Source organism: Brevibacterium sp., from assembly GCF_022712115.1.
Lineage (GTDB): Bacteria > Actinomycetota > Actinomycetes > Actinomycetales > Brevibacteriaceae > Brevibacterium > Brevibacterium salitolerans.
The window spans coordinates 1-22,912 of sequence record NZ_JALAHB010000127.1 but is presented as its reverse complement, the minus strand read 5'-3'; the positions used below and the strand labels follow the sequence as shown (position 1 = coordinate 22,912).

At 72.2% G+C, this 22,912-nt stretch carries 20 protein-coding genes; 19 read left to right on the top strand and 1 reads right to left on the bottom strand.

All coding sequences use genetic code 11. The features are described 5' to 3' along the window. The 19 genes from Q0A33_RS07405 to nrdR form a co-directional block, all read left to right on the top strand. Positions 1–296: penicillin-binding transpeptidase domain-containing protein (locus Q0A33_RS07405; protein WP_291794801.1), on the top strand; the 296-nt coding region annotated here is incomplete at its 5' end. An 81-nt stretch (positions 297–377) separates the two neighbouring features. Then, the gene (locus tag Q0A33_RS07400; RefSeq protein WP_291794800.1) at positions 378–1,922 is read left to right on the top strand and encodes a UDP-N-acetylmuramoyl-L-alanyl-D-glutamate--2,6-diaminopimelate ligase; all 1,545 of its coding nucleotides are present in this window, start codon (positions 378–380) and stop codon (positions 1,920–1,922) included. 1 nt (position 1,923) lies between these two features. After that, complete coding sequence (gene murF, locus Q0A33_RS07395) at positions 1,924–3,387, top strand: UDP-N-acetylmuramoyl-tripeptide--D-alanyl-D-alanine ligase (protein WP_291794799.1); 1,464 nt, start codon at positions 1,924–1,926, stop codon at positions 3,385–3,387. Continuing rightward, positions 3,384–4,472, top strand: a complete 1,089-nt coding sequence (mraY, locus tag Q0A33_RS07390) for a phospho-N-acetylmuramoyl-pentapeptide-transferase (RefSeq protein ID WP_291794798.1) — start codon at positions 3,384–3,386, stop codon at positions 4,470–4,472. Before murF ends, mraY begins: the two co-directional genes overlap by 4 nt. Next, the gene (gene murD / locus Q0A33_RS07385) at positions 4,465–6,066 is read left to right on the top strand and encodes a UDP-N-acetylmuramoyl-L-alanine--D-glutamate ligase (protein WP_291794797.1); all 1,602 of its coding nucleotides are present in this window, start codon (positions 4,465–4,467) and stop codon (positions 6,064–6,066) included. The genes mraY and murD overlap by 8 nt, the downstream gene beginning before the upstream one ends. 14 nt (positions 6,067–6,080) lie before the next feature. Then, positions 6,081–7,358, top strand: coding sequence for a putative peptidoglycan glycosyltransferase FtsW (locus Q0A33_RS07380; RefSeq protein ID WP_291794796.1), 1,278 nt, complete (start codon positions 6,081–6,083; stop codon positions 7,356–7,358). Further along, positions 7,355–8,533, top strand: a complete 1,179-nt coding sequence (locus Q0A33_RS07375) for a UDP-N-acetylglucosamine--N-acetylmuramyl-(pentapeptide) pyrophosphoryl-undecaprenol N-acetylglucosamine transferase (RefSeq protein ID WP_291794795.1) — start codon at positions 7,355–7,357, stop codon at positions 8,531–8,533. The genes Q0A33_RS07380 and Q0A33_RS07375 overlap by 4 nt, the downstream gene beginning before the upstream one ends. Further along, a complete protein-coding gene (gene murC / locus Q0A33_RS07370) occupies positions 8,530–9,990 on the top strand; it encodes a UDP-N-acetylmuramate--L-alanine ligase (RefSeq protein ID WP_291794794.1) in 1,461 nt (486 codons plus the stop codon). The genes Q0A33_RS07375 and murC overlap by 4 nt, the downstream gene beginning before the upstream one ends. Then, positions 9,987–10,796, top strand: a complete 810-nt coding sequence (locus Q0A33_RS07365; RefSeq protein ID WP_291794793.1) for a hypothetical protein — start codon at positions 9,987–9,989, stop codon at positions 10,794–10,796. Before murC ends, Q0A33_RS07365 begins: the two co-directional genes overlap by 4 nt. Positions 10,797–10,974: 178 nt before the next feature. Continuing rightward, positions 10,975–12,150 (top strand): cell division protein FtsZ, encoded by a 1,176-nt coding sequence (gene ftsZ, locus Q0A33_RS07360; protein WP_291794792.1) that lies wholly within the window; start codon positions 10,975–10,977, stop codon positions 12,148–12,150. A gap of 10 nt (positions 12,151–12,160) precedes the next feature. Continuing rightward, complete coding sequence (gene pgeF, locus Q0A33_RS07355) at positions 12,161–12,922, top strand: peptidoglycan editing factor PgeF (RefSeq protein ID WP_291794791.1); 762 nt, start codon at positions 12,161–12,163, stop codon at positions 12,920–12,922. A gap of 144 nt (positions 12,923–13,066) precedes the next feature. Further along, positions 13,067–13,606: a cell division protein SepF gene (sepF, locus tag Q0A33_RS07350; RefSeq protein ID WP_291794790.1), complete on the top strand. Its 540-nt coding sequence runs from the start codon at positions 13,067–13,069 to the stop codon at positions 13,604–13,606. Between the two features lie 72 nt (positions 13,607–13,678). Then, on the top strand, positions 13,679–13,981 hold the full coding sequence (locus Q0A33_RS07345; protein WP_291794789.1) for a YggT family protein: 303 nt from the start codon (positions 13,679–13,681) through the stop codon (positions 13,979–13,981). A 133-nt stretch (positions 13,982–14,114) separates the two neighbouring features. Next, the gene (locus Q0A33_RS07340) at positions 14,115–14,885 is read left to right on the top strand and encodes a DivIVA domain-containing protein (RefSeq protein ID WP_291794788.1); all 771 of its coding nucleotides are present in this window, start codon (positions 14,115–14,117) and stop codon (positions 14,883–14,885) included. 184 nt (positions 14,886–15,069) lie between these two features. Further along, entirely contained in the window at positions 15,070–15,672 is a 603-nt protein-coding gene (locus tag Q0A33_RS07335) for a signal peptidase II (protein WP_291794787.1), read from the top strand. Continuing rightward, positions 15,669–16,598: an RluA family pseudouridine synthase gene (locus tag Q0A33_RS07330; protein ID WP_291794786.1), complete on the top strand. Its 930-nt coding sequence runs from the start codon at positions 15,669–15,671 to the stop codon at positions 16,596–16,598. Before Q0A33_RS07335 ends, Q0A33_RS07330 begins: the two co-directional genes overlap by 4 nt. Before the next feature lie 10 nt (positions 16,599–16,608). Continuing rightward, complete coding sequence (dnaE, locus tag Q0A33_RS07325) at positions 16,609–20,163, top strand: DNA polymerase III subunit alpha (protein WP_291794785.1); 3,555 nt, start codon at positions 16,609–16,611, stop codon at positions 20,161–20,163. Positions 20,164–20,200: 37 nt separating this feature from the next. Further along, the gene (gene hisD, locus Q0A33_RS07320; protein WP_291794784.1) at positions 20,201–21,538 is read left to right on the top strand and encodes a histidinol dehydrogenase; all 1,338 of its coding nucleotides are present in this window, start codon (positions 20,201–20,203) and stop codon (positions 21,536–21,538) included. 5 nt (positions 21,539–21,543) lie between these two features. After that, positions 21,544–22,008 (top strand): transcriptional regulator NrdR, encoded by a 465-nt coding sequence (nrdR, locus tag Q0A33_RS07315; RefSeq protein ID WP_291794783.1) that lies wholly within the window; start codon positions 21,544–21,546, stop codon positions 22,006–22,008. A 24-nt stretch (positions 22,009–22,032) separates the two neighbouring features. On the opposite strand, the gene Q0A33_RS07310 is transcribed toward nrdR, so the two are convergent. Further along, on the bottom strand, positions 22,033–22,833 hold the full coding sequence (locus tag Q0A33_RS07310) for a TetR/AcrR family transcriptional regulator (protein ID WP_291794782.1): 801 nt from the start codon (positions 22,831–22,833) through the stop codon (positions 22,033–22,035). Between the last annotated feature and the right edge of the window lie 79 nt (positions 22,834–22,912).

The following is a 22,912-nucleotide window of genomic DNA, read 5'->3' as shown; positions in this document are numbered from 1 at the left end:
CCGCCGGCAATGCGGAGATCGGCGGCTACCGCGCGGCCGGCAAGACCGGTACGGCGCAGGCGCCCTCGGACTCCGGCGGCTACGATGGCTACACGTCCTCGTTCGTGGGCGTCGCGCCCGTGGACGACCCGAGGATCGCGGTCTCCGTGACGCTGCAGCGCCCCCAGGAGGGGTACTACGGCGGCACCTCCGCAGCCCCGGTGTTCTCCGACGTGGCCGGGTTCACCCTGCGCCACCTCCACGTGCCGCCCTCGACGGGTTCCCCCTCCGACACCCCGGTGGAGTGGGAGGACTGACCCCGCCGCCCGGCAGCCTGCGACCCGACCGGCCGCAGTACCCTGCCCCCTCCGACCGATCCACAAGACCGTAAGGACACGATGAGACTCTCCCACCTGCGACTCCCGCCCGCCGCCAGACTGCTGGGGCAGGGCGACCCCGAGCTCGTCGGGGTCTCCCACGACTCGCGGACCGCCGGCCCCGGCGACCTCTGGGCCGCGCTGCCCGGCGCCCGGGTCCACGGCGCGGAGTTCGCGGCCGAGGTGCTGGCACGGGGTGTGCCCGCGGTGCTCACGGACGAGGCCGGACTCGCACGGATCCGCTCGCTGAGCGCGGAGCGGCTGGCCTCCGGCGACGTCACCGTGCTCGTCGTCGAGAACCCGCGGTCCGTGCTGGGCGGACTCGCCGCCCAGGTCTACGGGACGGACGCGCACCCGGACTCGCCGCTGCTCCTGGGGGTGACCGGCACCAACGGCAAGACCACGACCGTCTTCATCCTCGACGCCCTCCTGCGCGCCCTCGGCCGCACCACCGGCCTCATCGGCACCGTCGCGACGGAGGTCGCCGGGGTGTCCGTGCCGAGCGTGCGCACCACGCCGGAGGCGCCGGAGCTGCACAGCCTCTTCGCGCAGATGCGGGCCGCCGGCGTCCAGGCCTGCTCGATGGAGGTCTCCTCCCATGCGCTCGCGCAGCACCGGGTGGACGGGGCCCGCTTCGCCGTGGCCGGTTTCACCAACCTCAGCCAGGACCATCTGGACTTCCACCCCACGATGGAGGACTACTTCTCCGCCAAGGCGCGGCTGTTCACCCCCGCGCACTCCCGGGCCGGCGTGGTCGTCGTCGAGGACGAGTGGGGTGCGCGCATGGCCCGGGCCGCCGAGGTCCCCGTCGCCACCCTGTCCGACGACCCAGGCGTCTCCCCGGACCACCTCGTGCTGCGGGGGGAGGCACCGGGGGAGTTCGAACTCCGCCTCGCGGACGGCTCCCGGCTGCGCGCCCGTGCGCCCCTGCCCGGGGCATTCAACGTGACGAACACCGCACTCGCCCTGGCGATGCTGCACGCGGCGGGTGTGGGCACCGAGGAGCTGGCCTCGGCGGCCTCCGGTCTCACGGTCACCGTCCCCGGCCGGATGGAGCAGGTGAGTCCGGCCCACCCGCTCGCGGTCGTCGACTACTCGCACACCCCGGACGCGCTCGACAAGGTGCTCACCGGGCTCCAGGACACGGGCAGCCCGCTGGTCGTGGTGGTGGGCGCCGGGGGCGACCGCGACAGCGGCAAGCGCCCGCTCATGGGCCGCGTGGCCGCACAGCGGGCGGACGCGGTGATCGTCACGGACGACAACCCGCGCTCCGAGGATCCCGCGGCGATCCGCGCGGCCGTCCTCGCCGGCGCCCGCGAGGCGCTCGCGGACGGCAGCGCCCGGGTGCGTCCCGAGGCTATCCGCGAATGCGCCCCGCGGGGCGCGGCGATCGACCTGGCCGTCTCCCTCGCCGGCGCGGAGGGGACCCTGCTGGTGGCCGGGAAGGGCCACGAGACGGGCCAGGAGATCGCCGGCACCGTCCACCCGTTCGACGACCGCGCGAGGACACGCGACGCCCTCGCCTCAGCGGGCCTGGGCAGCGCCCACGGTAGAGTTCAGGATTGATATGAAGGCATTCTCCGCACAAGACATCGCCGCAGCCCTCTCCGGGGAGCTGCACGGCATCGAACCGGACCGCATCCTCTCCGCCGGGGTCACGACCGACTCCCGGGAGGTGGGCCCGGGCGACATCTACGTGGCCCGCCGCGGTGAGCACGCGGACGGCCTCGACTTCGCGCCGGCGGCCCTGGAGCAGGGCGCGGCGCTCATCATCGCCGAGGCGGTGCCCTCCGTGGACGGCACGCACCTGCCCACGCTGCTGGTGAGCGACGCGACGGAGGCGCTGGGCAGGCTCGCCTCGCTCAGCGTCGAGGCGCTGCGCGCCTCGGGCGACCTCACCGTCGTCGCGATCACGGGCTCGGCGGGCAAGACCACGGTCAAGGACCTCGCGGCGGACATGCTCTCCGCCGCGGGGGAGACGGTGTGGCCGCCCAACTCGTACAACAACGAGGTGGGGGTGCCGCTCACGGCCCTGCGCGCCGTGGAGTCCACGCGCTTCCTCGTCCTTGAGATGGGTGCCCGCTCGATCGGCAACCTCGCCTATCTCACCTCGCTCGTGCGGCCCGACGTCGCCGTGGAGCTCATGGTGGGCACCGCGCACTCCGGGGTGTTCGGCTCCATCGAGAACACGGCGCGCGCCAAGTCCGAGCTCGTGCAGGCGCTGGCACCGGGCGGCACGGCCGTCCTCAACGCCGACGACCCCTACGTCCGCGAGATGACGCAGGTGCTGGCCGACGGCGTCGAGGTCGTCTGGTTCTCCGCGTCCGGGCGCACCGAGGTCGCCGGTGGTCCGGCACCGGTCGTGAGCGCCGCGGATGTCAAGGTGGGCGCCTCCGGCAGGCCCAGCTTCGATCTCACCCTGCCCGGCGCGGAGCCCGCGCACGTCGACCTCGCCCTGCTGGGCGAGCACCATGTGTCCAACGCCCTGGCCGCGGCCGCCGTGGCCCATGTGTGCGGGGTGGGCGACAAGAGCATCGTCACCACTCTGCGGACCTCCTCGGCCGCCAGCCGCTGGCGGATGGAGCTCGTGGACTCCGTGAGCGGCATCACCGTGCTCAACGACGCCTACAACGCCAATCCGGACTCCATGCGGCAGGCGCTGAAGACGCTCGCGGCGATGGGCCGCGGCGACGAGGAGAACCCGCCGCGGCGCACCGTCGCCGTGATCGGCGAGATGCTGGAGCTCGGGGACGAGTCCCGGCAGGCGCACGCGGACATCGGCGAGCTCGTGGTCCGCCTCAACATCGGCCGCACGGTGGTGGTGGGCGAGGGCGCGCGCCCCGTCTTCCAGGCGGCGGAGCTCGAGGGCTCCTGGGGGAGCGAGGCCGTCTTCGTCCCGACCCTCTCCGAGGCCCGGGAGGTGCTCCGCGCGGAGCTGCGCCCCGGGGACATCGTGCTGTTCAAGTCCTCACGCGACTCGGGGCTCCGGTTCCTGGGCGATGAGATCGCAGGAGTGAGCCAGAGCGCATGATCGCCGTCATCCTCGCCGCAGTCGTCTCCCTCGTCGTCGCACTCGTGGGAACCCCGGCCTTCATCAAAGTCCTCGTGGCCCGCGGCTACGGTCAGTTCATCCGCGACGACGGGCCCAAGTCGCACGAGACCAAGCGCGGCACGCCCACCATGGGCGGCGTGGTCATCATCGCCGCGGCGGTCCTCGGCTACGGGCTCGGCCACCTCTTCACGGGGTCCGCGCCCACGCCCTCGGGCCTCCTCGTCCTCTGGCTGGTCGTCGGCCTCGGCGCGGTGGGCTTCTGCGACGACTACATCAAGATCTCCCACCAGCGCTCGCTGGGTCTGCGCGCCTGGCAGAAGATCGTGGGCCAGGGCTTCGTGGGCATCGTGTTCGCGGTGCTCGCCCTCCTCTTCCCCAACGCGGACGGCCTCACCCCGGCCTCCACCGCGGTCTCCTTCATCCGGGACCTGCCGCTCGACCTCGCCTTCGCCGGCGCGGGCGTGGGCTTCGTCCTCTTCATCGTCTGGGCGAACCTCATCGTCACGGCGGTCTCCAACGCGGTGAACCTCACGGACGGCCTCGACGGCCTCGCGGCGGGCTCCGCCGCCGTGGCCTTCGCCGGCTACATCGTGCTCACGCTCTGGCAGTCGGTGCAGAACTGCGGGCTCCAGACCACCCCGGCCGCGGGCTGCTACGAGGTCCGGGACCCCCGCGACCTGGCGATGGTCGGCGCGGCGATGGCCGCGGCCTGCCTGGGCTTCCTGTGGTGGAACACCTCGCCGGCCAAGATCTTCATGGGCGACACGGGTTCCCTGGCCCTGGGCGGCGCCTTCGCCGGACTCGCGATCATGTCCCGCACCGAGCTCCTGCTCGTCCTCATGGGCGGCCTGTTCGTCGTCATCACCCTCTCCGTCATCATCCAGGTGGCCTCGTTCAAGCTCACGGGCAAGCGGGTCTTCCGGATGGCCCCGCTGCAGCACCACTTCGAACTCAAGGGCTGGGCGGAGGTGACGATCGTCGTGCGCTTCTGGATCATCGCGCTGCTGTGCGTGATCGGCGCCGTGGCCGTCTTCTACGCGGAATGGCTGTCGCACATTGGCTGAGCAGATCCCGCCCCTCGAGTACCCCGACGCCGAGCGGATCCCGGCCGCGCTGGCCGGTCCCTCGTCCTCCCTGGAGGGTCTGCGGATCCTCGTGACCGGCCTCGGCGTGAGTGGCTTCCCCGCCGCCGTGCACCTGGCCGAACGCGGTGCGGCCGTGACGGTGGTCGACGGCGACGCGGAACGGGACGAGACCGAGCGCGAGCGGATCCTCTCCGTCTTCGACGTCGACATCCGCCGCGGACCGGAGCACGTCGCCGGCCTGCCGCCGCTGGCCGGGGACGCGGCGTTCGACCTCGTCGTCACCTCACCGGGCTGGCGTCCGGACTCCCCGGTGCTCGCCGGCGCGCGCGCCGCGGGCATCCCCGTGATCGGCGAGGTCGAGCTCGCCTGGCGCGTGCGCGGGACCAACGATGCCCGCTGGCTCGTCGTCACCGGCACCAACGGCAAGACGACGACCACCACCATGCTCGCCTCCATGCTCACCGCCGCGGGCCTGCGCGCCCGGGCCTGCGGGAACATCGGCGACCCCCTGCTCGAGGCCGTCCTGGACCCGGAGCTGGAGGTGCTGGCGATCGAGCTGTCGAGCTTCCAGCTCCACTGGGAGCTCTCGATGGGTGCGCACGCGGCCGTGGTCCTCAACCTCGCCGACGATCACCTCGACTGGCACGGCGGCGCGGACGCCTACCGTGCGGACAAGGGGCGCGCCTACCACGGCGTGCACCGGGCCTGTGTGTACAACGTGGACGATCCGGCCACCCGCGCGCTCGTGGAGCAGGCCGAGGTGGTCGCCGGCGCCCGTGCGGTGGGCTTCACGCTGGGCACCCCCGGGCCGGGCGAGTTCGGCCTCGTCGAGGACCTGCTCGTCGACCGTGCCTTCATCCCGGCCCGCTACTCGGCTGCCGCGGAGATCGCTGACCTCGCGGACGTGGGCGCCGCAGTGGGGACGGACGCCCCCGGACCGCACCACATCGCGGACGCCCTCGCGGCGGCCGCGCTGGCCCGCTCCGTGGGGGTGGAACCGTCCGCCGTCCGGGAGGGCCTGCGCCAGCACGCGCCCGGCGCGCACCGCTCCGCCGTCGTCGCCGAGGCCGCGGGGGTGACCTGGGTGGACGACTCCAAGGCGACCAACCCCCACGCCGCAGCCGCTGCGCTGGCCGCCCGCGACTCGGTCGTCTGGATCGCCGGCGGACTGCTCAAGGGCGCGGACGTCTCCGCGCTCGTCGCCGAGGCCGCCGCGCGCCTGCGCGGGGTCGTGCTGATCGGCGAGGACCGCGGCGCCCTGCGCGCCGCGCTCGCGCAGCACGCGCCGGACGTGCCGGTGCGTGAGGTGGACCTGGCCGCGGACGTCTCCGCCGGCCTGTCCGCACAGCGGCGCGGGGCCCCGGTGATGGAGGCGGCCGTGGCGGCGGCCGGCGAGCTCGCGGGCTTCGGCGACGCCGTGCTGCTGGCACCGGCGGCCGCGAGCATGGACCAGTTCCTCAGCTATGCCACGCGCGGCGACCTCTTCACGGAGGCGGCGCAGGCGTGGGCCGCGGCCCACGGGGCGGCGGAGACGGACCGCGCACGGCCCGCTGCGGAGACGGACGCGCCGTGAGTGCCGGAGCCGGTGTGCGGGAGCGAACAGCGGCCGGCGGCGGCTCCGCGCCGGAGCGGGTGGGGCCTCTCACCGGGCTCCGGCGCGCCCTGGCCAACCCCGCGGCGAACTACGTGCTCATCGTCGCGAGTGTGCTCGCGCTCACCGGCTTCGGCCTCCTCATGGTGCTCTCCGCCTCCTCGATCACCGCCTACCAGGGCGGCGCGGGCTCGTCCTACGCGATCTTCGCCCGTCAGGCGCTGTTCGCCCTCGCCGGGCTGGTGCTGGCGTTCGGCCTCTCCCGGGTGCCGGGAGGCTGGTGGCGACCGCTGGCGTGGTTCGCCTTCCCCGCCGCGCTCGGTCTGCAGTCGCTCGTCCTCACCCCGCTGGCCCGCGCGGAGGGCGGCAACCAGAACTGGGTCGCCCTGGGACCGGCCATCGTCCAGCCCTCGGAGTTCCTCAAGGTGGCCTTCGCCCTCTGGCTCGCCGCCGTGCTGTCCCGGCCGGGGGCGCGGGAACGGCCCTGGTCCACCTGGGGGCTCTCCCTCCTGGGCTTCGGCGCGGCGGGCGGCCTCATCATGGCCGGCGGCGACCTCGGCACCGCCATCATCGTCTTCGCCCTCTACCTCGGTGCGCTGTTCGTGGCGGATCTCCCGGTCATGGCGACGGTGGGCACGTGCGTGGCCGGGGCGGGCGCGGCAGCGCTCCTCGTCGTGACGAACGCCAACCGCATGCAGCGCGTCGCGGCGATGATGGCCGGGCACGCGGAGGCGGGTTCGGACGACTACCTCTCCTCGCACTGGCAGTCCGCGCACGGCACCTACGCGCTGGCCTCGGGCGGCTGGTTCGGCGTGGGTCTGGGAGCCAGCCGCGAGAAGTGGGCGTGGCTGCCGGAGGCCCACAACGACTTCATCTTCGCGATCATCGGGGAGGAGCTCGGCCTGCTGGGCTCGCTCATCGTCATCGCCCTCTTCGTGGTGCTCGCGGCGGGCCTGCTCCGCATGGCGCTGCGGACCCCGCACGCGCAGGTGCGGGTGCTCGTGGCCGCGGTGTTCATGTGGCTGATCGGCCAGGCGACCGTGAACATCGCCGTCGTGGCCACCCTGCTGCCCGTCATCGGCGTGCCGCTGCCCTTCGTGTCCGCGGGCGGGTCCTCCCTCGTCGCCAACCTCATCATGATCGGCGTGGTGCTGTCCTTCGCCAGGGACGAGCCCGGCGTCGCGGAGGCCCTGCGCCTGCGCGGACGCCGCGTCCCGGAAGCGGCACGCACCTCCTCGTCATCCCGCACATCCAAGGAGACCACTGCACCATGAGTCTGTCCGTACTGCTGGCCGGGGGCGGAACCGCCGGCCACGTGTCCCCGCTGCTGGCGATCGCCGGTGACGTCCGGTTCCAGGACCCGGACGCCCGCATCGCCGTGCTGGGCACCCCGGAGGGGCTGGAGACCCGTCTGGTCCCCGAGGCCGGCTTCGAGCTCCTCACCATCGACAAGGTGCCCATGCCGCGGCGGCCGAACGGCGATGCGCTGCGGTTCCCCGGCCGGTTCCGCCGCGCGGTGGCCGAGGTGGCGCGGATGCTCGACGAGCGCTCGGTCGACGTGGTCGTGGGCGTGGGCGGCTACGTCTCCACCCCGGCCTATCTCGCCGCTCGCCGCACCGGCACCCCCATCGTCGTCCACGAGGCGAACGCGAAGCCGGGGCTGGCCAACCGCGTGGGTGCGGCTCTCACGACCGAGGACCGGGTGGGCTACTGCTTCGCCGGGACCCCGCTCAAGGGCACCCAGGTGGGGATGCCCATGCGCACGGAGATCGAGGCGCTGGACCGGGACGAGCCCGCACAGCGGAAGGCTGCGCGCGCCCGGCTGGGACTCGAGGCCGACCGCGCCACGCTGGTGGTGACGGGAGGCTCGCTGGGCGCGGCCGCGCTGAACTCCGCCATGCTCGGTGCCATGCAGGAGCTCACGGACGCGGGCCTCCAGGTGCTGCACATCACGGGTGCGGGCAAGGGGGAGGAGCTCCGGGCCGCTGCCGCCGCGCACCCGCACTACCACGTGCGCGACTACGTGGACGGGATGGAGAACGCCTACCTGGCCGCGGACCTGCTGGTCTGCCGTGCCGGCGCCGGCACCGTCGCGGAGGTGTCCGTCGCATGGGTGCCGGCCGTCTACGTGCCGCTGGCGATCGGCAACGGCGAGCAGCGCCTGAACGCGGCCGGCGCCGTGGAGGCCGGCGCGGCCCTGCTGGTGGAGAACGCCGCATTCACCTCCGACTGGGTGCGCGGCGAGCTCCTGCCGCTGATCCTGGACCCGGAGCGGCTGGAGCGGATGCGGGTCGCGGCGGAGCGGATGCGCTTCCCCACCGCGGCGGCGCGCACCATGACCGCGATGGCGTACCGGGCGGCCGGTGTGCCGCACCCCGGCCGTGCCTACGGCCCCGACCGCTGGACCAAGCACGAGCGGTTCTACCGCACCGGTGAGGAGACCGCATGACCACTGAGCAGAACACCGCATCCATCGCCCGGACCATCCTCCCGGCGCGGGAGCTGGGCCGGGTCCACTTCATCGGCATCGGCGGCGCCGGCATGTCCGGGATCGCCCGTGTGATGCTCGCCCGCGGCATGAGAGTGAGCGGCAGCGATGCCCGCGACTCGGCCGTGGTCACGGGGCTCCGGGCGCTGGGCGCCACCGTCCGGATCGGCCATGACGCCTCCGCCGTGGAGGAGGCGGACACCGTCGTCGTGTCCTCGGCGATCAGGCACGAGAACCCGGAGCTCGTCGCGGCCAGGGAGCGGGGCCTGCGCATCATCCACCGCTCCGCGGCCCTCGGCGCGCTCATGGTGGGCAGGCGGACGCTCGCGGTGGCCGGCACGCACGGCAAGACCACGACCACCTCCATGGCGACCGTGGCGCTGCAGGCCTGCGCGGCGGACCCTTCCTTCGTGATCGGCGGGGTGCTCACCTCCACCGGCGCCAATGCCCACGAGGGCTCCGGCGACGTGTTCGTCGCGGAGGCGGACGAATCGGACGGCTCCTTCCTCCTGTACGAGCCGGCCGTCGGGATCATCACCAACGTCGAGGCCGACCACCTCGACCACTACGGCTCCCCGGAGGCCGTCACGGCCGCCTTCGAGGCGTTCGCGGACAAGGTGCGGGCCACCGGCGGCACGCTCGTCGTCTGCCTCGACGACCCGGGCGCGGCCGGTGTCGCCGCCCATGCCGCGGCCGCGGGGGCGGACGTGGTGGGCTACGGGTTCTCCGCGTCCGGCGGTGCGCCGGCCGGGGTCCGCACGGCGACCATCCTGCGCGACACCGGCGAGGCCGCCGGCGACGCGGGCGCCGCACAGCGGTTCGCGATCGAGCTCGACGGCGCCACGGTGCCGGTGGAGCTGCAGCAGCCGGGCGACTACAACGCGAGCAACGCCGCCGCCGCAGTGGCGGCCGCCGCCGCGCTGGGCTTCGACCCGGCAGCGGCGGCGCAGGGCCTGGCGGGCTTCCACGGCACCCGGCGCAGGTTCGAGCTCAAGGGCGAGGCCGCAGGCGTGCGCGTCTACGACGACTACGCACACCATCCGACGGAGCTGCGCGCCGTGCTCAGCGCCGCCCGCAGGGTCGTCCCCGCGGGCGGGCGGGTGCACGCGGTGTTCCAGCCGCACCTCTTCTCGCGCACGCAGAGTTTCCGGCAGGAGTTCGGCGAGGCGCTCGGCCTCGCCGACGACGTGGTCGTCCTCGACGTCTACCCGGCGCGGGAGGACCCGATCCCCGGGGTGACGGGGGCGATCGTCGCCGCCGAGGTGCCCCACGCGCAGACGGCGTTCCTGCCCGCCTTCACGGAGGTGGTGCCGCACCTCCTCGACCGTGTGCGGCCCGGCGACGTCGTCCTCACGATCGGCGCAGGCGACGTCACGGTGCTCGGACCGGAGATCGTCGAGGCCCTGGAGCAGGCGTGAGCGGCCCGGTGGGCACCGCGCCCGCCCGTCCGGGCCGGGACGACACGGCGGACCTCTCGGAGGTCCGCAGCCGGCGGAACCGCACGCGCCTGGTGCGCTGGCTCACCGCCGGCGGCGTCGTCCTGGCGCTGCTCGCGGCCGCGGCCACCGCCTGGTTCTCTCCGCTGCTCAAGGTCGAGAGCGTCACCGTGACCGGCGGCGGGATCACGGATCCGGACGCGGTCGCGCAGGAGGCCGAGGCCGCGGTCCTGGGCGTGCCGCTGCCGCAGGTGCGCACGGGGAGCCTGGGCGAGGAGCTGCGGGCGGCCAACCCCACGGCGGCTGCCGTCCGCGTGGCCTACAGCGGTCCGCGCAGCATCGCCGTGGAGATCGAGGACCGGGTGCCGGTGATCGGCGTGGCGGACGGTGCCGCCGCTGCGCGCTACGATGCCGACGGCGTGCGGATCGACACCGTGCCGGCATCGCAGCTCGAGGCCGACGGCCTGCCGGCGCTCACGGTCGCGCGCACTGCGGACCCCTCGGCGGCAGCGGTGCAGGCGGCCGCGCTCATGGCCGAGGCCGGCGGCGCGCTGCCGGGCCAGGTGACCCAGCTGCGGGCCGAGGGCCGCAGCGGCGTCCTCACGGCGGTGATCGCGCTCGAGGACGGCGACGGAGCCACCGCGGAGGTGGTGTTCGGCGACGCCTCCGAGGCGGAGAGGAAGGCCCGGATCGCCGGGTACCTCCTGGCGGACGGTGCGCGGCGGGTGGACGTCTCCGCGCCTGATGCACCTGCGGCCGGGAACGCACCGGCCGAGGACGGGTCCTGACCGCGGATGCGACCGGAGCACCTTCGGCCGGGAACACACCGACCGAGGACGGCTGAGAAGCCCCTCATACCCACACACGACACACCCGGCTTCGTCGTTGCGCATACCGCCTTTGGGCAATAGCGTCGAGCCAGACAAGTACTACGCCCATCCTTACAGGGTCGAAAGAGGAACCGACGTGGCTGAATTCCAGAGCTCAGGTGCAGACATCAAGGTCGCCGGCTGCGGCGGCGGCGGTGTGAATGCCGTCCAGCGGATGATCGAGGTGGGCCTGCGCGGCGTCGAGTTCATCGCGATCAACACAGACGCCCAGGCGCTGCTGCTCTCGGAGGCGGATCTCAAGCTCGAGATCGGCCGCGAGCTCACCCGCGGCCTGGGCGCCGGTGCGGATCCGGAGATCGGGCGGAAGGCGGCGGAGGACTCCGAGGACGCCATTCGCGAGGCCCTCGACGGGGCGGACATGGTGTTCGTCACCGCCGGCGAGGGCGGCGGCACGGGCACGGGTGCTGCGCCCGTCGTGGCCCGCATCGCCAAGGGGCTGGGCGCGCTGACGATCGGCGTCGTCACCCGGCCCTTCACCTTCGAGGGCCGCCGGCGCTCGGCGCAGGCGGAGGCCGGTATCCGCGCGCTGCGCGAAGAGGTCGACACGCTCATCGTCATCCCGAACGACCGCCTGCTGTCCATCTCGGACCGCAACGTGTCCGTGCTGGAGGCCTTCAACTCCGCGGACGAGGTGCTGCGCTCCGGCGTGCAGGGCATCACGGACGTCATCGCGGTCCCCGGCATCATCAACCTCGACTTCGCGGACGTGAAGTCCGTGATGCAGGGCGCGGGCACCGCGCTCATGGGGATCGGCTCCGCGACCGGGGACGACCGGGCCGTCCAGGCGGCGGAGGCCGCGATCGCCTCGCCCCTGCTGGAGGCCAGCATCGAGGGCGCCCACGGCGTCCTGTTCTACGTGCAGGGCGGCTCGGACCTCGGTCTCTTCGAGGTCAACGAGGCCGCGCGCCTCGTGCAGGAGGCCGCGCACCCGGAGGCGAACATCATCTTCGGTGCGGTGATCGACGACAATCTGGGCGACGAGTGCCGCATCACGGTCATCGCCGCCGGCTTCGACGTGCCGGAGTCGGACAGCGCGGAGCCCTTCGGCGGCCGGCGGGAGCAGCCTGCCGTGGTCGCCGCGGAGGAGCCTGCGCGTGCCGAGGAGCCGGTGCGCTCGCAGGAGGCCGCGCCGCAGGCTCCGCCCGCCCCGCCGGCCGCCTCCCCGGTGCGGGATCTCCCGCAGTCGCTGCCGGAGGAGAAGCCCTCCCGCTACGACCACTCGGACCTGGACATCCCCGAGTTCCTGCAGTGAGCGTGCGGCCGTGCTGCTGAGCAGACTCGCCGTCGGCGCCGCGGGGTCCGGCGGCCGCGCCCAGTTCGCGCTCACCGACCGCCACGGCGGCTACAGCACCGGCCCCCACGGCTCGCTCAACCTCGCCCGCCACGTGGGCGACGACCCCGCGGCGGTCGCCGCCAACCGGAGCCTGCTGGGCTCCGCGCTCGGCCTGTCGCGGGTCTCCTACGTGTCGCAGGTCCACGGCACCCACGTGCACGAGGTGACCGCGGAGGATGCGGCCGCGCTCACCGCCCAGGGCGGTGAGGAGACGGACGCCGTGTCCGCGGACGCCCAGGTCACGCGCGTGCCCGGAGTGGGCCTCGCGGTCCTCGTCGCAGACTGCACGCCGGTGCTCCTCGCGGACCCGGCCGCCGGCGTGGCGGGAGTCGCCCATGCCGGCCGTGCGGGCATGGCCGCCGGGGTGATCGCGCGCGTGGTCGAGGCGATGCGGGACCTGGGTGCGACCGAGCTCAGCGCCGTCATCGGCCCCTCGATCTCGAGCCGCCGCTACGAGGTCCCCGCCGCGCTGCGTGCGGAGGTGGCCGCAGTCGAACCCGTGACCGCGGCGGTGTCGCTCACCGGGACGCCCGCGCTCGACGTGGCAGCGGGAACGGCCGAGCAGCTGCATCGCCACGGGGTGCGCATCGCCCACTGGTCCAGCGCATGCACGTACGCCTCCGAGGATCTCTACTCGTACCGGCGCGACGGCGTGACGGGGAGATTCGCGGGGCTCGCCTGGCTGGACTGAGGAGCGGGTGCCGCGTCCGCGGACGGACCGGGCCCGCGACACGCCCCGCGCGCCTGAGCGGGTGCGCCGCGGTGCTCGGGTAGCTTTTCAGACACAAGGGAAACCGTGCGGGAGAGCGCCCGCCCGCAGACGTCAGGAGACGAGATGTCAGCAATGCGCAAGTTCGCCAGCTACCTCGGCTTCGTCGAGGATGAGGACGACATGCGTCCCGTCCACGACGAGCCGCGCCGCGGTGCGCACCAGGAGGAGTACGCGGAGTACCTTCCGGAGGACGACTTCGCCCCCGCGGCGGAGTCCCACACACACGCAGGGGAGCCGGAGATGTACGAAGAGACGCCGGCGGCCACCGTGTCGCCCATCCGCACCTCGGTCCGCCCCGTCGAGACCGCCGCACCGGAGGCGCTCCACACCATCCGCACCATCCACCCGCGCAGCTACAACGACGCGAAGGCGATCGGTCAGGCGTTCCGTGACGGTGTGCCGGTTATCATGGACCTGTCCGCAATGGACGACGCGAACTCCAAGCGCCTCGTGGACTTCTCCGCCGGTCTCATCTTCGGACTGCACGGCTCGATCGAGAAGATCACCGGCAACGTCTTCCTGCTCAGCCCGGAGCAGGTGACGGTGACCGCGGAGGCGGAGGCGGGTCCGGACGCCCAGGCGAGCTTCTTCAACCAGAGCTGAGGCCCAGCCGGCGTCGCGAACCGGTGAGCGCGTCACGCGCGGTTCCCTGCACTCCCATCGAAAGCGGTACACGTGCTCAGCACACTGTTCGTCCTCGCCGGCTACCTCCTCAGCCTGTACGTGTGGGTCCTCCTCGCACGCGTGGTCCTCGACCTCATCCAGGTGTTCTCCCGGGACTGGCGTCCCACCGGATTCCTCCTGGTCGTCTGTGAGTTCGTCTACACTCTCACGGACCCGCCGGTGCGCCTGGTGCGCAAGGTCATCCCGCCGCTGCGGCTGGGCGGCGTCGCCCTGGATCTGGGCTTCATCGTCGTGTTCATCGGCGTGCAGTTCCTCGCGCAGATCCTCTTCAACGTGGCTCGCGTGGTGGCCTGAATGTGAGGATCGTCCCTGTTCGGGGCGGGTTTTCCTGTCGCGCATGACGCATCCGGCCAAATGATGCGGTATCGTGACATCGAGTCCGGCGCGCCCGGATCGCTGATTTGTTGTCGAGCAAGAGGTTGGCCTCATGGCGCTCACGCCTGAAGACGTAGTGAACAAGCGGTTCCAGCATGTCAAGTTCCGCGACGGGTACGACCAGGACGAGGTCGATGACTTCCTGGACGAAGTCGTCGTCGAACTGCGCCGCCTGTACCAGGAGAACGACGAGCTGAAGCAGCAGCTCTCCGCCGCGGAGGCCCGGGTCTCCGAGCTGGAGTCGGGTGCGTCCGCCGCGCCGGCCGCGGCACCGGCGGCGCCGGTGGAGGATCCGCAGGCCACGCAGGCGATGCCCGCCGCAGTGCCGGAGCAGGAGTCCGCCCCCGCCTGGGGCGCACCCGCAGAGCCGGTCGAGGAGGCCCCGCAGGCGCCTGCCTCGCCGCTGGTCGCCCCGCAGGCGCCGGCCGCAGAGGCTCCCGCGGCGGTCGAGACTCCCGCCGCACCCGCTGCGGACGAGTCGCTCGCCGGTGCACCCTCCGGCACCGACTCCCACGGCCTCATCGCCCTGGCGCAGCGCGTCCACGACGAGCACGTGGCAGAGGGCGAGCGCAAGCGCGACGAGCTCATCGCCGAGGCCGAGGCGCGTGCCTCGCAGATCGTCGGCGAGGCGGAGAGCAAGCGCGACGAGGTGCTCACCGCCCTCGAGACCCAGAAGTCCTCGCTCGAGCGCGAGATCGACAAGCTGGAGAACTTCGAGCGCCAGTACCGCACCCGCCTCAAGAGCTACCTCAACGATCAGCTGCGCGACCTGGAGAACTCCGGTTCGCTCGCACCTGAGACGCTGGGCGGCCGCTCCATCTGATCGCGGGAGCCGGACGCGAGCCGTCCGGCGACCGCGCGCGGACACCGCGAGGTCCCGGCACCCGGTTCAGGGTGCCGGGACCTCGCGTCGTGCGGGCATGCGTAGACTGTGGTGTCGACGCGCCTGGGCGCACTGATCGGCTCGTGGTGCTGCGGTACCCGGGAACCTGGACGGAAGGACCTCGATGACCGCTGCTGGCCGGACCCGGAGGAAGTTGCGGCTGCTGCTGTGGGCGATCGCCGCAGGGGTGGTGCTCGTGGACCAGGCGACGAAGCAGATCGCCCTCGCCGTGCTGGAGCCCCAGGTCCCGGTGCCCGTGATCGGAGACCTGGCGGGGTTCACCCTGATCTTCAACGACGGCGCGGCGCTGGGGATGGGATCCGGCTTCACCTGGGTCTTCACCCTCATCGCGGTGATCGCGTTCTGCGCCGTGGCCTGGGTGGGCCGGAAGCTCGGCTCCCGGACCTGGGCATGGGCGCTGGGCCTCCTGCTGGGCGGGCTCACCGGCAACCTCATCGACCGGCTGGTGCGGCCGCCGGCCGTGTTCCACGGTGCGGTGGTCGACTTCATCGACCTCTACTTCTTCATCTGCAATGTGGCGGACATCGCCATCACCGGTGCCGCGTGCTTCATCATCATCACCCAGATCCGCGGCGTGTCCCTGGACGGCACGCGCGAGAGCGAGCGAGCCGGCTCTGCGGAGGAGTCGGTGGAGAATCCGCCCCGGCCTGCGGAGATCCCGCCCCAGTCAGCCGACCACGACCGACAAGAGAAGGAGACCCCATGACGGTCCGCTCACTGCTCGTCCCCGAGGGCCTCGACGGGGAGCGGGTCGACTCCGCGCTCTCGCGGGCGCTGGGCCTCTCCCGCTCCAAGGCCGCGGAGATCGCGCAGGCGGGGGGAGTCGCGATGGACGGCAGCGTGGTGGGGAAGTCGGATCGCGTGACCTCCGGCAGCCGCCTCGACGTGGAGATGCCCGAGCCGGAGAAGCCGCTCGAGATCGTCGCGGAGCCGGTGCCGGGCATGCGGATCCTCTTCGAGGACGAGGCCATCATCGTCGTGGACAAGCCCGTGGGCGTCGCCGCCCACTCCGCCGCGGGGTGGCACGGGCCCACCGTCATCGGCGGGCTCGCCGCCGCCGGTCACCGGATCGCGACCTCGGGCGCGGCCGAGCGGCAGGGCATCGTGCACCGGCTGGACGTGGGCACCTCCGGCGTCATGGTGGTGGCCAAGGGCGAGCACGCCTACTCGGTGCTCAAGCGGGCCTTCAAGCAGCGCACGGTCTCCAAGACCTACCACGCCCTCGTCCAGGGGCTGCCGGATCCGGTGGTGGGCACGATCGAGGCCCCCATCGGCAGGAACCCGCGGCGCGACGGGCTGTACGCGGTCCGGTCCGACGGCAAGCACGCCGTCACCCACTACGAGGTGCTGGAGGCGCACCGTTCGGCGAGCCTCGTGGAGGTGAACCTGGAGACGGGCCGCACCCATCAGATCCGCGTGCACATGTCCGCCACCAAGCACCCCTGCTGCGGCGACCTGCCCTACGGGGCGGATCCCGTCCTCGCGGGCAGGCTGGGTCTCGAGCGGCAGTGGCTCCATGCCGTCCACCTGGCCTTCACCCACCCGGAGACGGGGGAGTGGGTGGAGTTCTCCAGCGACTACCCCGCGGACCTCGCACACGCACTGGAGACGCTGCGTTCGGCGCAGGGCTGAGAGGAGAACCATGAGCGACAGCTTCGTCCACCTGCACACGCACACCGAGTACTCCATGCTGGACGGGGCCGCGCGCCTCGGCGACCTCATGGAGGCGGTCAACGCCCAGAACATGCCCGCGCTGGCCATCACGGACCACGGGTACCTGTTCGGCGCCTTCGACTTCTGGTCCCAGGCGACCAAGGCCGGGATCAAGCCGATCATCGGCGTGGAGGCCTATGTCACCCCGGGCACGGCGCGCGGCGACAAGACCCGCGTGAAGTGGCGCACGGACGAGTCGCAGAAGCCCGACGACGTCTCCGGCGGCGGCGCCTACACGCACATGACGATCCTCAGCCGGAACAACACCGGCATGCGCAACCTCTTCACCGCCTCCTCGAAGGCGTCCCTGGACTCCGTGTTCGGCAAGTGGCCCCGCATCGACCGGGAGCTGCTGAGCGAGCACTCCGAGGGCCTCATCGCGACGACCGGCTGCCCGTCCGGAGAGGTGCAGACACGGCTGCGCCTGGGGCAGTACGAGGAGGCGAAGCGGGCCGCCGGCGAGTATCGGGAGATCTTCGGGCCGGAGTTCTACTTCGCGGAGTTCATGGACCACGGCCTCTCCATCGAGAAGCGGGTGACGAAGGACCTGCTGCGGCTGGCGAAGGAGCTCGACCTCCCGCGCGTCGCGACCAACGACCTCCACTACACGCACGAGTCGGACGCGAAGGCGCACGAGGCGCTGCTCGCCATCCAGTCCGGCTCCAAGCTCATCGAGCCCACCTACGACCAGGGCGGTTCCCGGTTCGCCTTCTCCGGCTCCGGCTACTACCTGAAGTCCGCGGCGGAGATGCGCGCGCTCTTCTCGGAGATGCCCGACGCCTGCGACAACACGCTGAGGATCGCGGAGATGTGCGAGGTGTCGTTCGACACCAGCGCGAACTACATGCCGAAGTTCCCCACCCCGGAGGGGGAGGACGAGACCTCCTGGCTCATCAAGGAGGTCGACAAGGGGCTGCACTACCGGTATCCGGGAGGCATCCCGGACGCCGTCCGCAAGCAGGCGGACTACGAGCTGGACATCATCATCTCGATGGGCTTCCCCGGCTACTTCCTCGTCGTCGCGGACTTCATCAACTGGTCGAAGGACAACGGCATCCGCGTGGGGCCGGGCCGCGGCTCCGGCGCCGGCTCCATGGTCGCCTACGCCATGCGCATCACCGACCTGGACCCGCTGCAGCACGGCCTCTTCTTCGAGCGCTTCCTCAACCCGGACCGCGTGTCCATGCCCGACTTCGACGTGGACTTCGACGATCGCCGCCGCGGCGAGGTCATCGAGTACGTGACCCGGAAGTACGGCGCCGACTACGTCTCGATGATCGTCACCTACGGCACCATCAAGACGAAGCAGGCGCTCAAGGACTCCGCGCGCGTGCTGGGGAAGCCGTTCAGCATGGGCGAGCAGCTGACGAAGGCGCTGCCGCCGGCGGAGATGGCCAAGGACATCCCGCTGGCCAACATCGAGAACCCCGAGGCCAAGCGCTACGGGGAGGCCGGGGAGTTCCGGGAGCTGCTCGAGCGGGACCCGGAGGCGCGCGAGGTCTTCGAGACCGCCAAGGGCCTCGAGGGCTTGAAGCGGCAGTGGGGCGTGCACGCGGCGGGCGTCATCATGTCGTCCGAGCCCATCATCAACGTCATCCCGATCATGCGCCGCTTCCAGGACGGCCAGGTCATCACGCAGTTCGACTACCCCACGTCCGAGGGCCTCGGCCTCATCAAGATGGACTTCCTGGGGCTGCGGAACCTCACGATCATCTCGGACGCGATCGAGAACATCAAGGTCAACCGCGACTTCGAGCTCGACCTCGAACACCTCGCCCTCGACGACGAGGAGTCCTACCGCCTCCTCGGCCGCGGCGACACCCTGGGCGTGTTCCAGCTCGACGGCACCGGTCTGCAGTCGCTGCTGCGGCTCATGCAGCCGGACAACTTCGAGGACATCTCCGCGACGCTGGCGCTGTACCGGCCCGGCCCCATGGGTGCGGACTCGCACACCAACTACGCCCTGCGCAAGAACGGCCGCCAGGAGGTCACTCCGATTCACCCGGAGCTCGAGGAGCCGCTCAAGGAGATCCTCGACACCACCTACGGCCTCATCATCTACCAGGAGCAGGTGATGGCGATCGCGCAGAAGGTCGCCGGCTACTCGCTGGGACAGGCGGACATTCTCCGCCGTGCGATGGGCAAGAAGAAGAAGGCCGAGCTGGACAAGCAGCAGGTGGGCTTCTTCAGCGGCATGAAGGAGCGCGGCTACTCCGAGGAGGCCGCGCAGGCGCTCTGGGACATCCTCCTGCCGTTCTCCGACTACGCCTTCAACAAGGCCCACTCCGCGGCCTACGGCGTGGTCTCCTACTGGACGGCCTACCTCAAGGCCCACTACCCGGCCGAGTACATGGCCGCCCTCCTCACCTCGGTGGGCGACAACAAGGACAAGCTCGCGATCTACCTCAACGAGTGCCGCAGGCTGGGCATCACGGTGCTGCCGCCGGACGTCAACGACTCCCACGCGAACTTCACCCCGGTCGGCACGGACATCCGCTTCGGCATGGGTGCCGTGCGCAACGTGGGACACAACGTCGTCGAGGGCATCGTGAGCGCGCGCGAGGAGAAGGGCGCCTACACGGACTTCTCGGACTTCCTCGATAAGGTGCCGGCCCAGGTGTGCAACAAGCGCACCGTCGAGTCGCTCATCAAGGCCGGGGCCTTCGACTCGCTGGGGGACTCCCGGCGCGCGCTCGTGGAGATCCACGAGGAGGCGGTCGACGCCGTCATCGGCGTGAAGCGGCAGGAGGCCCACGGCCAGTTCGACCTGTTCGCCGGCCTCGGCGGCGAGGACGAAGCAGCCCCCTCCTTCTCCGTGCCGGTGCCGGACCGTCCGGAGTGGGAGAAGAAGGAGAAGCTCGCCTTCGAACGCGAGATGATCGGCCTCTACGTCTCGGACCATCCGCTCAACGGCCTGGAGGGCGTGCTGGCGGCGGAGGCGGACATCTCCATCGCGGACCTCGTGGATCCGGAGCGCGGGCGGCCGGACGGCAGCCAGGTGAAGATCTGCGGCATGATCACCGCCGTGCAGCGCAAGGTCTCCAAGAAGAACGGCCGGCCGTACGCCATCGTGGAGATCGAGGACCTCGACGCCTCGATCGAGGTGATGTTCTTCGGCGACGCCTACGAACCGGTCGCGAGCCTGCTGGCCACGGACCTCGGGGTCGCCGTGAGCGGGCGCGGGCGCACCTCCGACGACCGCCCCACCACGATGATGGTCCAGTCCATGACGATCCCGGACGTGACGGATCCCGCGGACAGGCCGCTGCACATCTCCATGCCGCGCACGCAGAGCACGGAGCGGACGATCACGGAGCTGGGCCGGATCCTCGAGGCGCACAAGGGCCACGCGGAGGTGGAGCTCACGCTCGTGGAGCCGGGCAGGCGGACCGTCATGCGGCTGGGCCGCCGCTTCCGCGTCGAGCAGAGCCCCAGCCTCTCCGGGGATCTCAAGGCCCTGCTGGGGTCGGCCTGCCTGCGCTGAGACGTGGACTGAGACGCCACGGGACTAGGATGGGCACGTGACTACCCTCGCCAGCACGCACCTCGTCGATCTCCGAGGCTCCGCCCTCGACAAGCGCACCCTCCGGACCCGTCTGCCCCGCGCGGACGCGGACTCCGGCGCTCCGCTGGAGGCGGTCCGTCCGCTGCTGGCGGACATCCACGCGCGCGGCAGGGCGGCCGTGGCCGAGGCCGCGGCCCGGTTCGACGGCAGCGCGCCGGAGCGGTTCCGGGTGGCCGCCGAGGAGCTCGCGGCGGCGGCGGAGGCTCTCGACCCGGGCGTCCGCGCCGCCCTCGAGGAGACCATCCGCCGCGTGCGCACGGTCGCGCGGGCGGACCTCCCCGGCGCAGTGAGGACGGAGCTCGCCGACGGTGCGGTCGTGACGACCCGTCACCTCCCGGCAGAGCGCGTGGGCCTCTACGTGCCCGGCGGCCGTGCGGTCTACCCGTCCTCGGTGGTGATGAACGCCGTGCCGGCGCAGGTGGCGGGTGTGGGCTCCGTCGCGATCGCCTCGCCCCCGCAGCCGGACACCGGCCTGCCGCACGCCACCGTGCTCGCCGCCGCCCACCTGCTGGGCGTCGACGAGGTGTGGGGGATCGGCGGCGCGCAGGCGATCGGCGCCTTCGCCTACGGCTTCGACGGTCCCGCCGGCGACGGCCTCGAGCCCGTGGACATCATCACCGGCCCGGGCAACGCCTACGTGGCGGCGGCCAAGGCGCTCGTGCGGGAGCACGTGGGGATCGACGCCGTCGCGGGTCCCACGGAGATCATCGTCCTCGCCGACGACACGGCCGATCCCGCCTTCGTCGCCGCGGATCTCATCAGCCAGGCCGAACACGATCCGCTCGCCGCCGCCGTCCTCGTGACGGACTCGGAGCCGCTGGCCGCGGCGGTGGACGCGGAGCTCGGCGCACAGGGGGCGCGTGCACGGCATGCGGAGCGGATCGCGGAGAGCCTCTCCGGGGCGCAGTCCGGGATCGTCCTCGTGGACTCGCAGGAGGCGGGCATCGCCGTCGTCAACGCCTACGCCGGCGAGCACGTGGAGCTCCACGTCGCGGATGCCGCGGCGGTCGCCGGCAGGATCGTCAACGGCGGTGCCGTGTTCATCGGCCCGCACTCACCGGTGGCGCTGGGGGACTACATGGCGGGCTCCAACCACGTGCTCCCCACCCTGGGCACGGCCGCCTTCGGCGACTGCCTGGGCGTGTCGTCGTTCCTGCGCGTGAGCCAGGTGATCGACTACTCGGCCGCCGCGCTGCGCGAGGTGGGGGAGCGGATCATCGCCCTCGCCGAGGCCGAGGACCTGCCGGCGCACGGCGAGGCCGTGCGCATCCGTCTCGAGGCCGGGGAGGTCTGAGCGCCATGCACTGCCCCTTCTGCCGGAACCCGGACTCCCGGGTCGTCGACTCCCGGACCGCCGAGGACGGCTCGTCCATCCGGCGCCGCCGTCAGTGCCCCAGCTGCGGCCGCCGCTTCACCACCATGGAGGCGACCAGCCTCTCCGTCATCAAGCGCTCCGGCGTGTCCGAGGAGTTCTCGCGGCAGAAGATCGTCACCGGCGTGCGCAAGGCCTGTCAGGGCAGGCCCGTGGGCGACGACGACCTCGCCAAGCTCGCGCAGACGGTCGAGGAAAGGATCCGCGGCTACGGTGTTGCGGAGATCGACGCCGATGAGGTGGGCCTGGCGATCCTCGAGCCCCTGCGCTCGCTGGACCAGGTCGCCTACCTCCGGTTCGCGAGCGTCTACCAGGGCTTCGACTCGCTCGAGGACTTCGAGGAGGCCATCGCCTCCCTGCGCCGGGACAAGGAGCAGGCGGCGGACGGCTGAGTCCGCGCGGGCGACGGCGGCGTCTCAGCTCCCGCCGCGTCCACGGCGGACGCGGGTCTCGATCCCGTCGAGGATGACCTCGAGACCGAACTCGTAGACGGCGGTCGTGTTCGTCACGGCCTGGTAGGCCTCGCCCACGGCGCTGCCCACGCGGCCGGAGACCGGGAACGCGCCCGGGGGCATGACCTCGGCGAGCACGGGGGCGTTCGCGCTCCACCACTCCAGGTCGCTCGTCCCGCTGGACTCCTCGAGGTGCCGCGCGCGCAGCGCGTCCTGCGCGCTGGCGGCGGCGTGCGAGGCGAGGAGCGAGACCGTGTGGTCCATCGCGAGGTCGTCGAGCCCGCAGCCCTCCAGCGCACACAGCTGCCACTCGTAGCGCGCCGAGACGTGGGGGCCGATCCACGGCCGGTGGCTCTGTGCGTCCAGCAGCCACGGATGCCGGTGGTACTCGTCCCACAGCAGGCGGGAGAGGGCGCGGAGCCGTTCCCGCAGCGTGCCGGTGTGCTCCGGGAGCGGGGTGCGTCCCACCGTCTGATCGATCATGAGGCCGATGAGCGAGGACCGGTCCGGGACGTAGGAGTAGAGGGACATGGGTGAGAGGCCCACCCGCTCCGCCACCCGGCGCATCGAGAAGGAGGCGAGGCCGTCCGCATCGGCGAGGGCGATGCCCGCGTCGACGATCTGGTCGACGCTCACCTTCCGGCGGGGCCCCCGGCGCCCGGCCTTCTCGCCCAGCCGCGCACGCCAGAGCAGGCGCAGCACCGTGTCTGTGGCCTTCGCGCCGCCGGGGGCCGCCTCCGTGCCTGAGATCTCTTCGGAATCCATGTGGACAGTCTACTTCGATGGGTGTACGGTGTTTCGAACCGAAAAGACCGTACACTGTAAACAGGTAATGGAGGGCGGG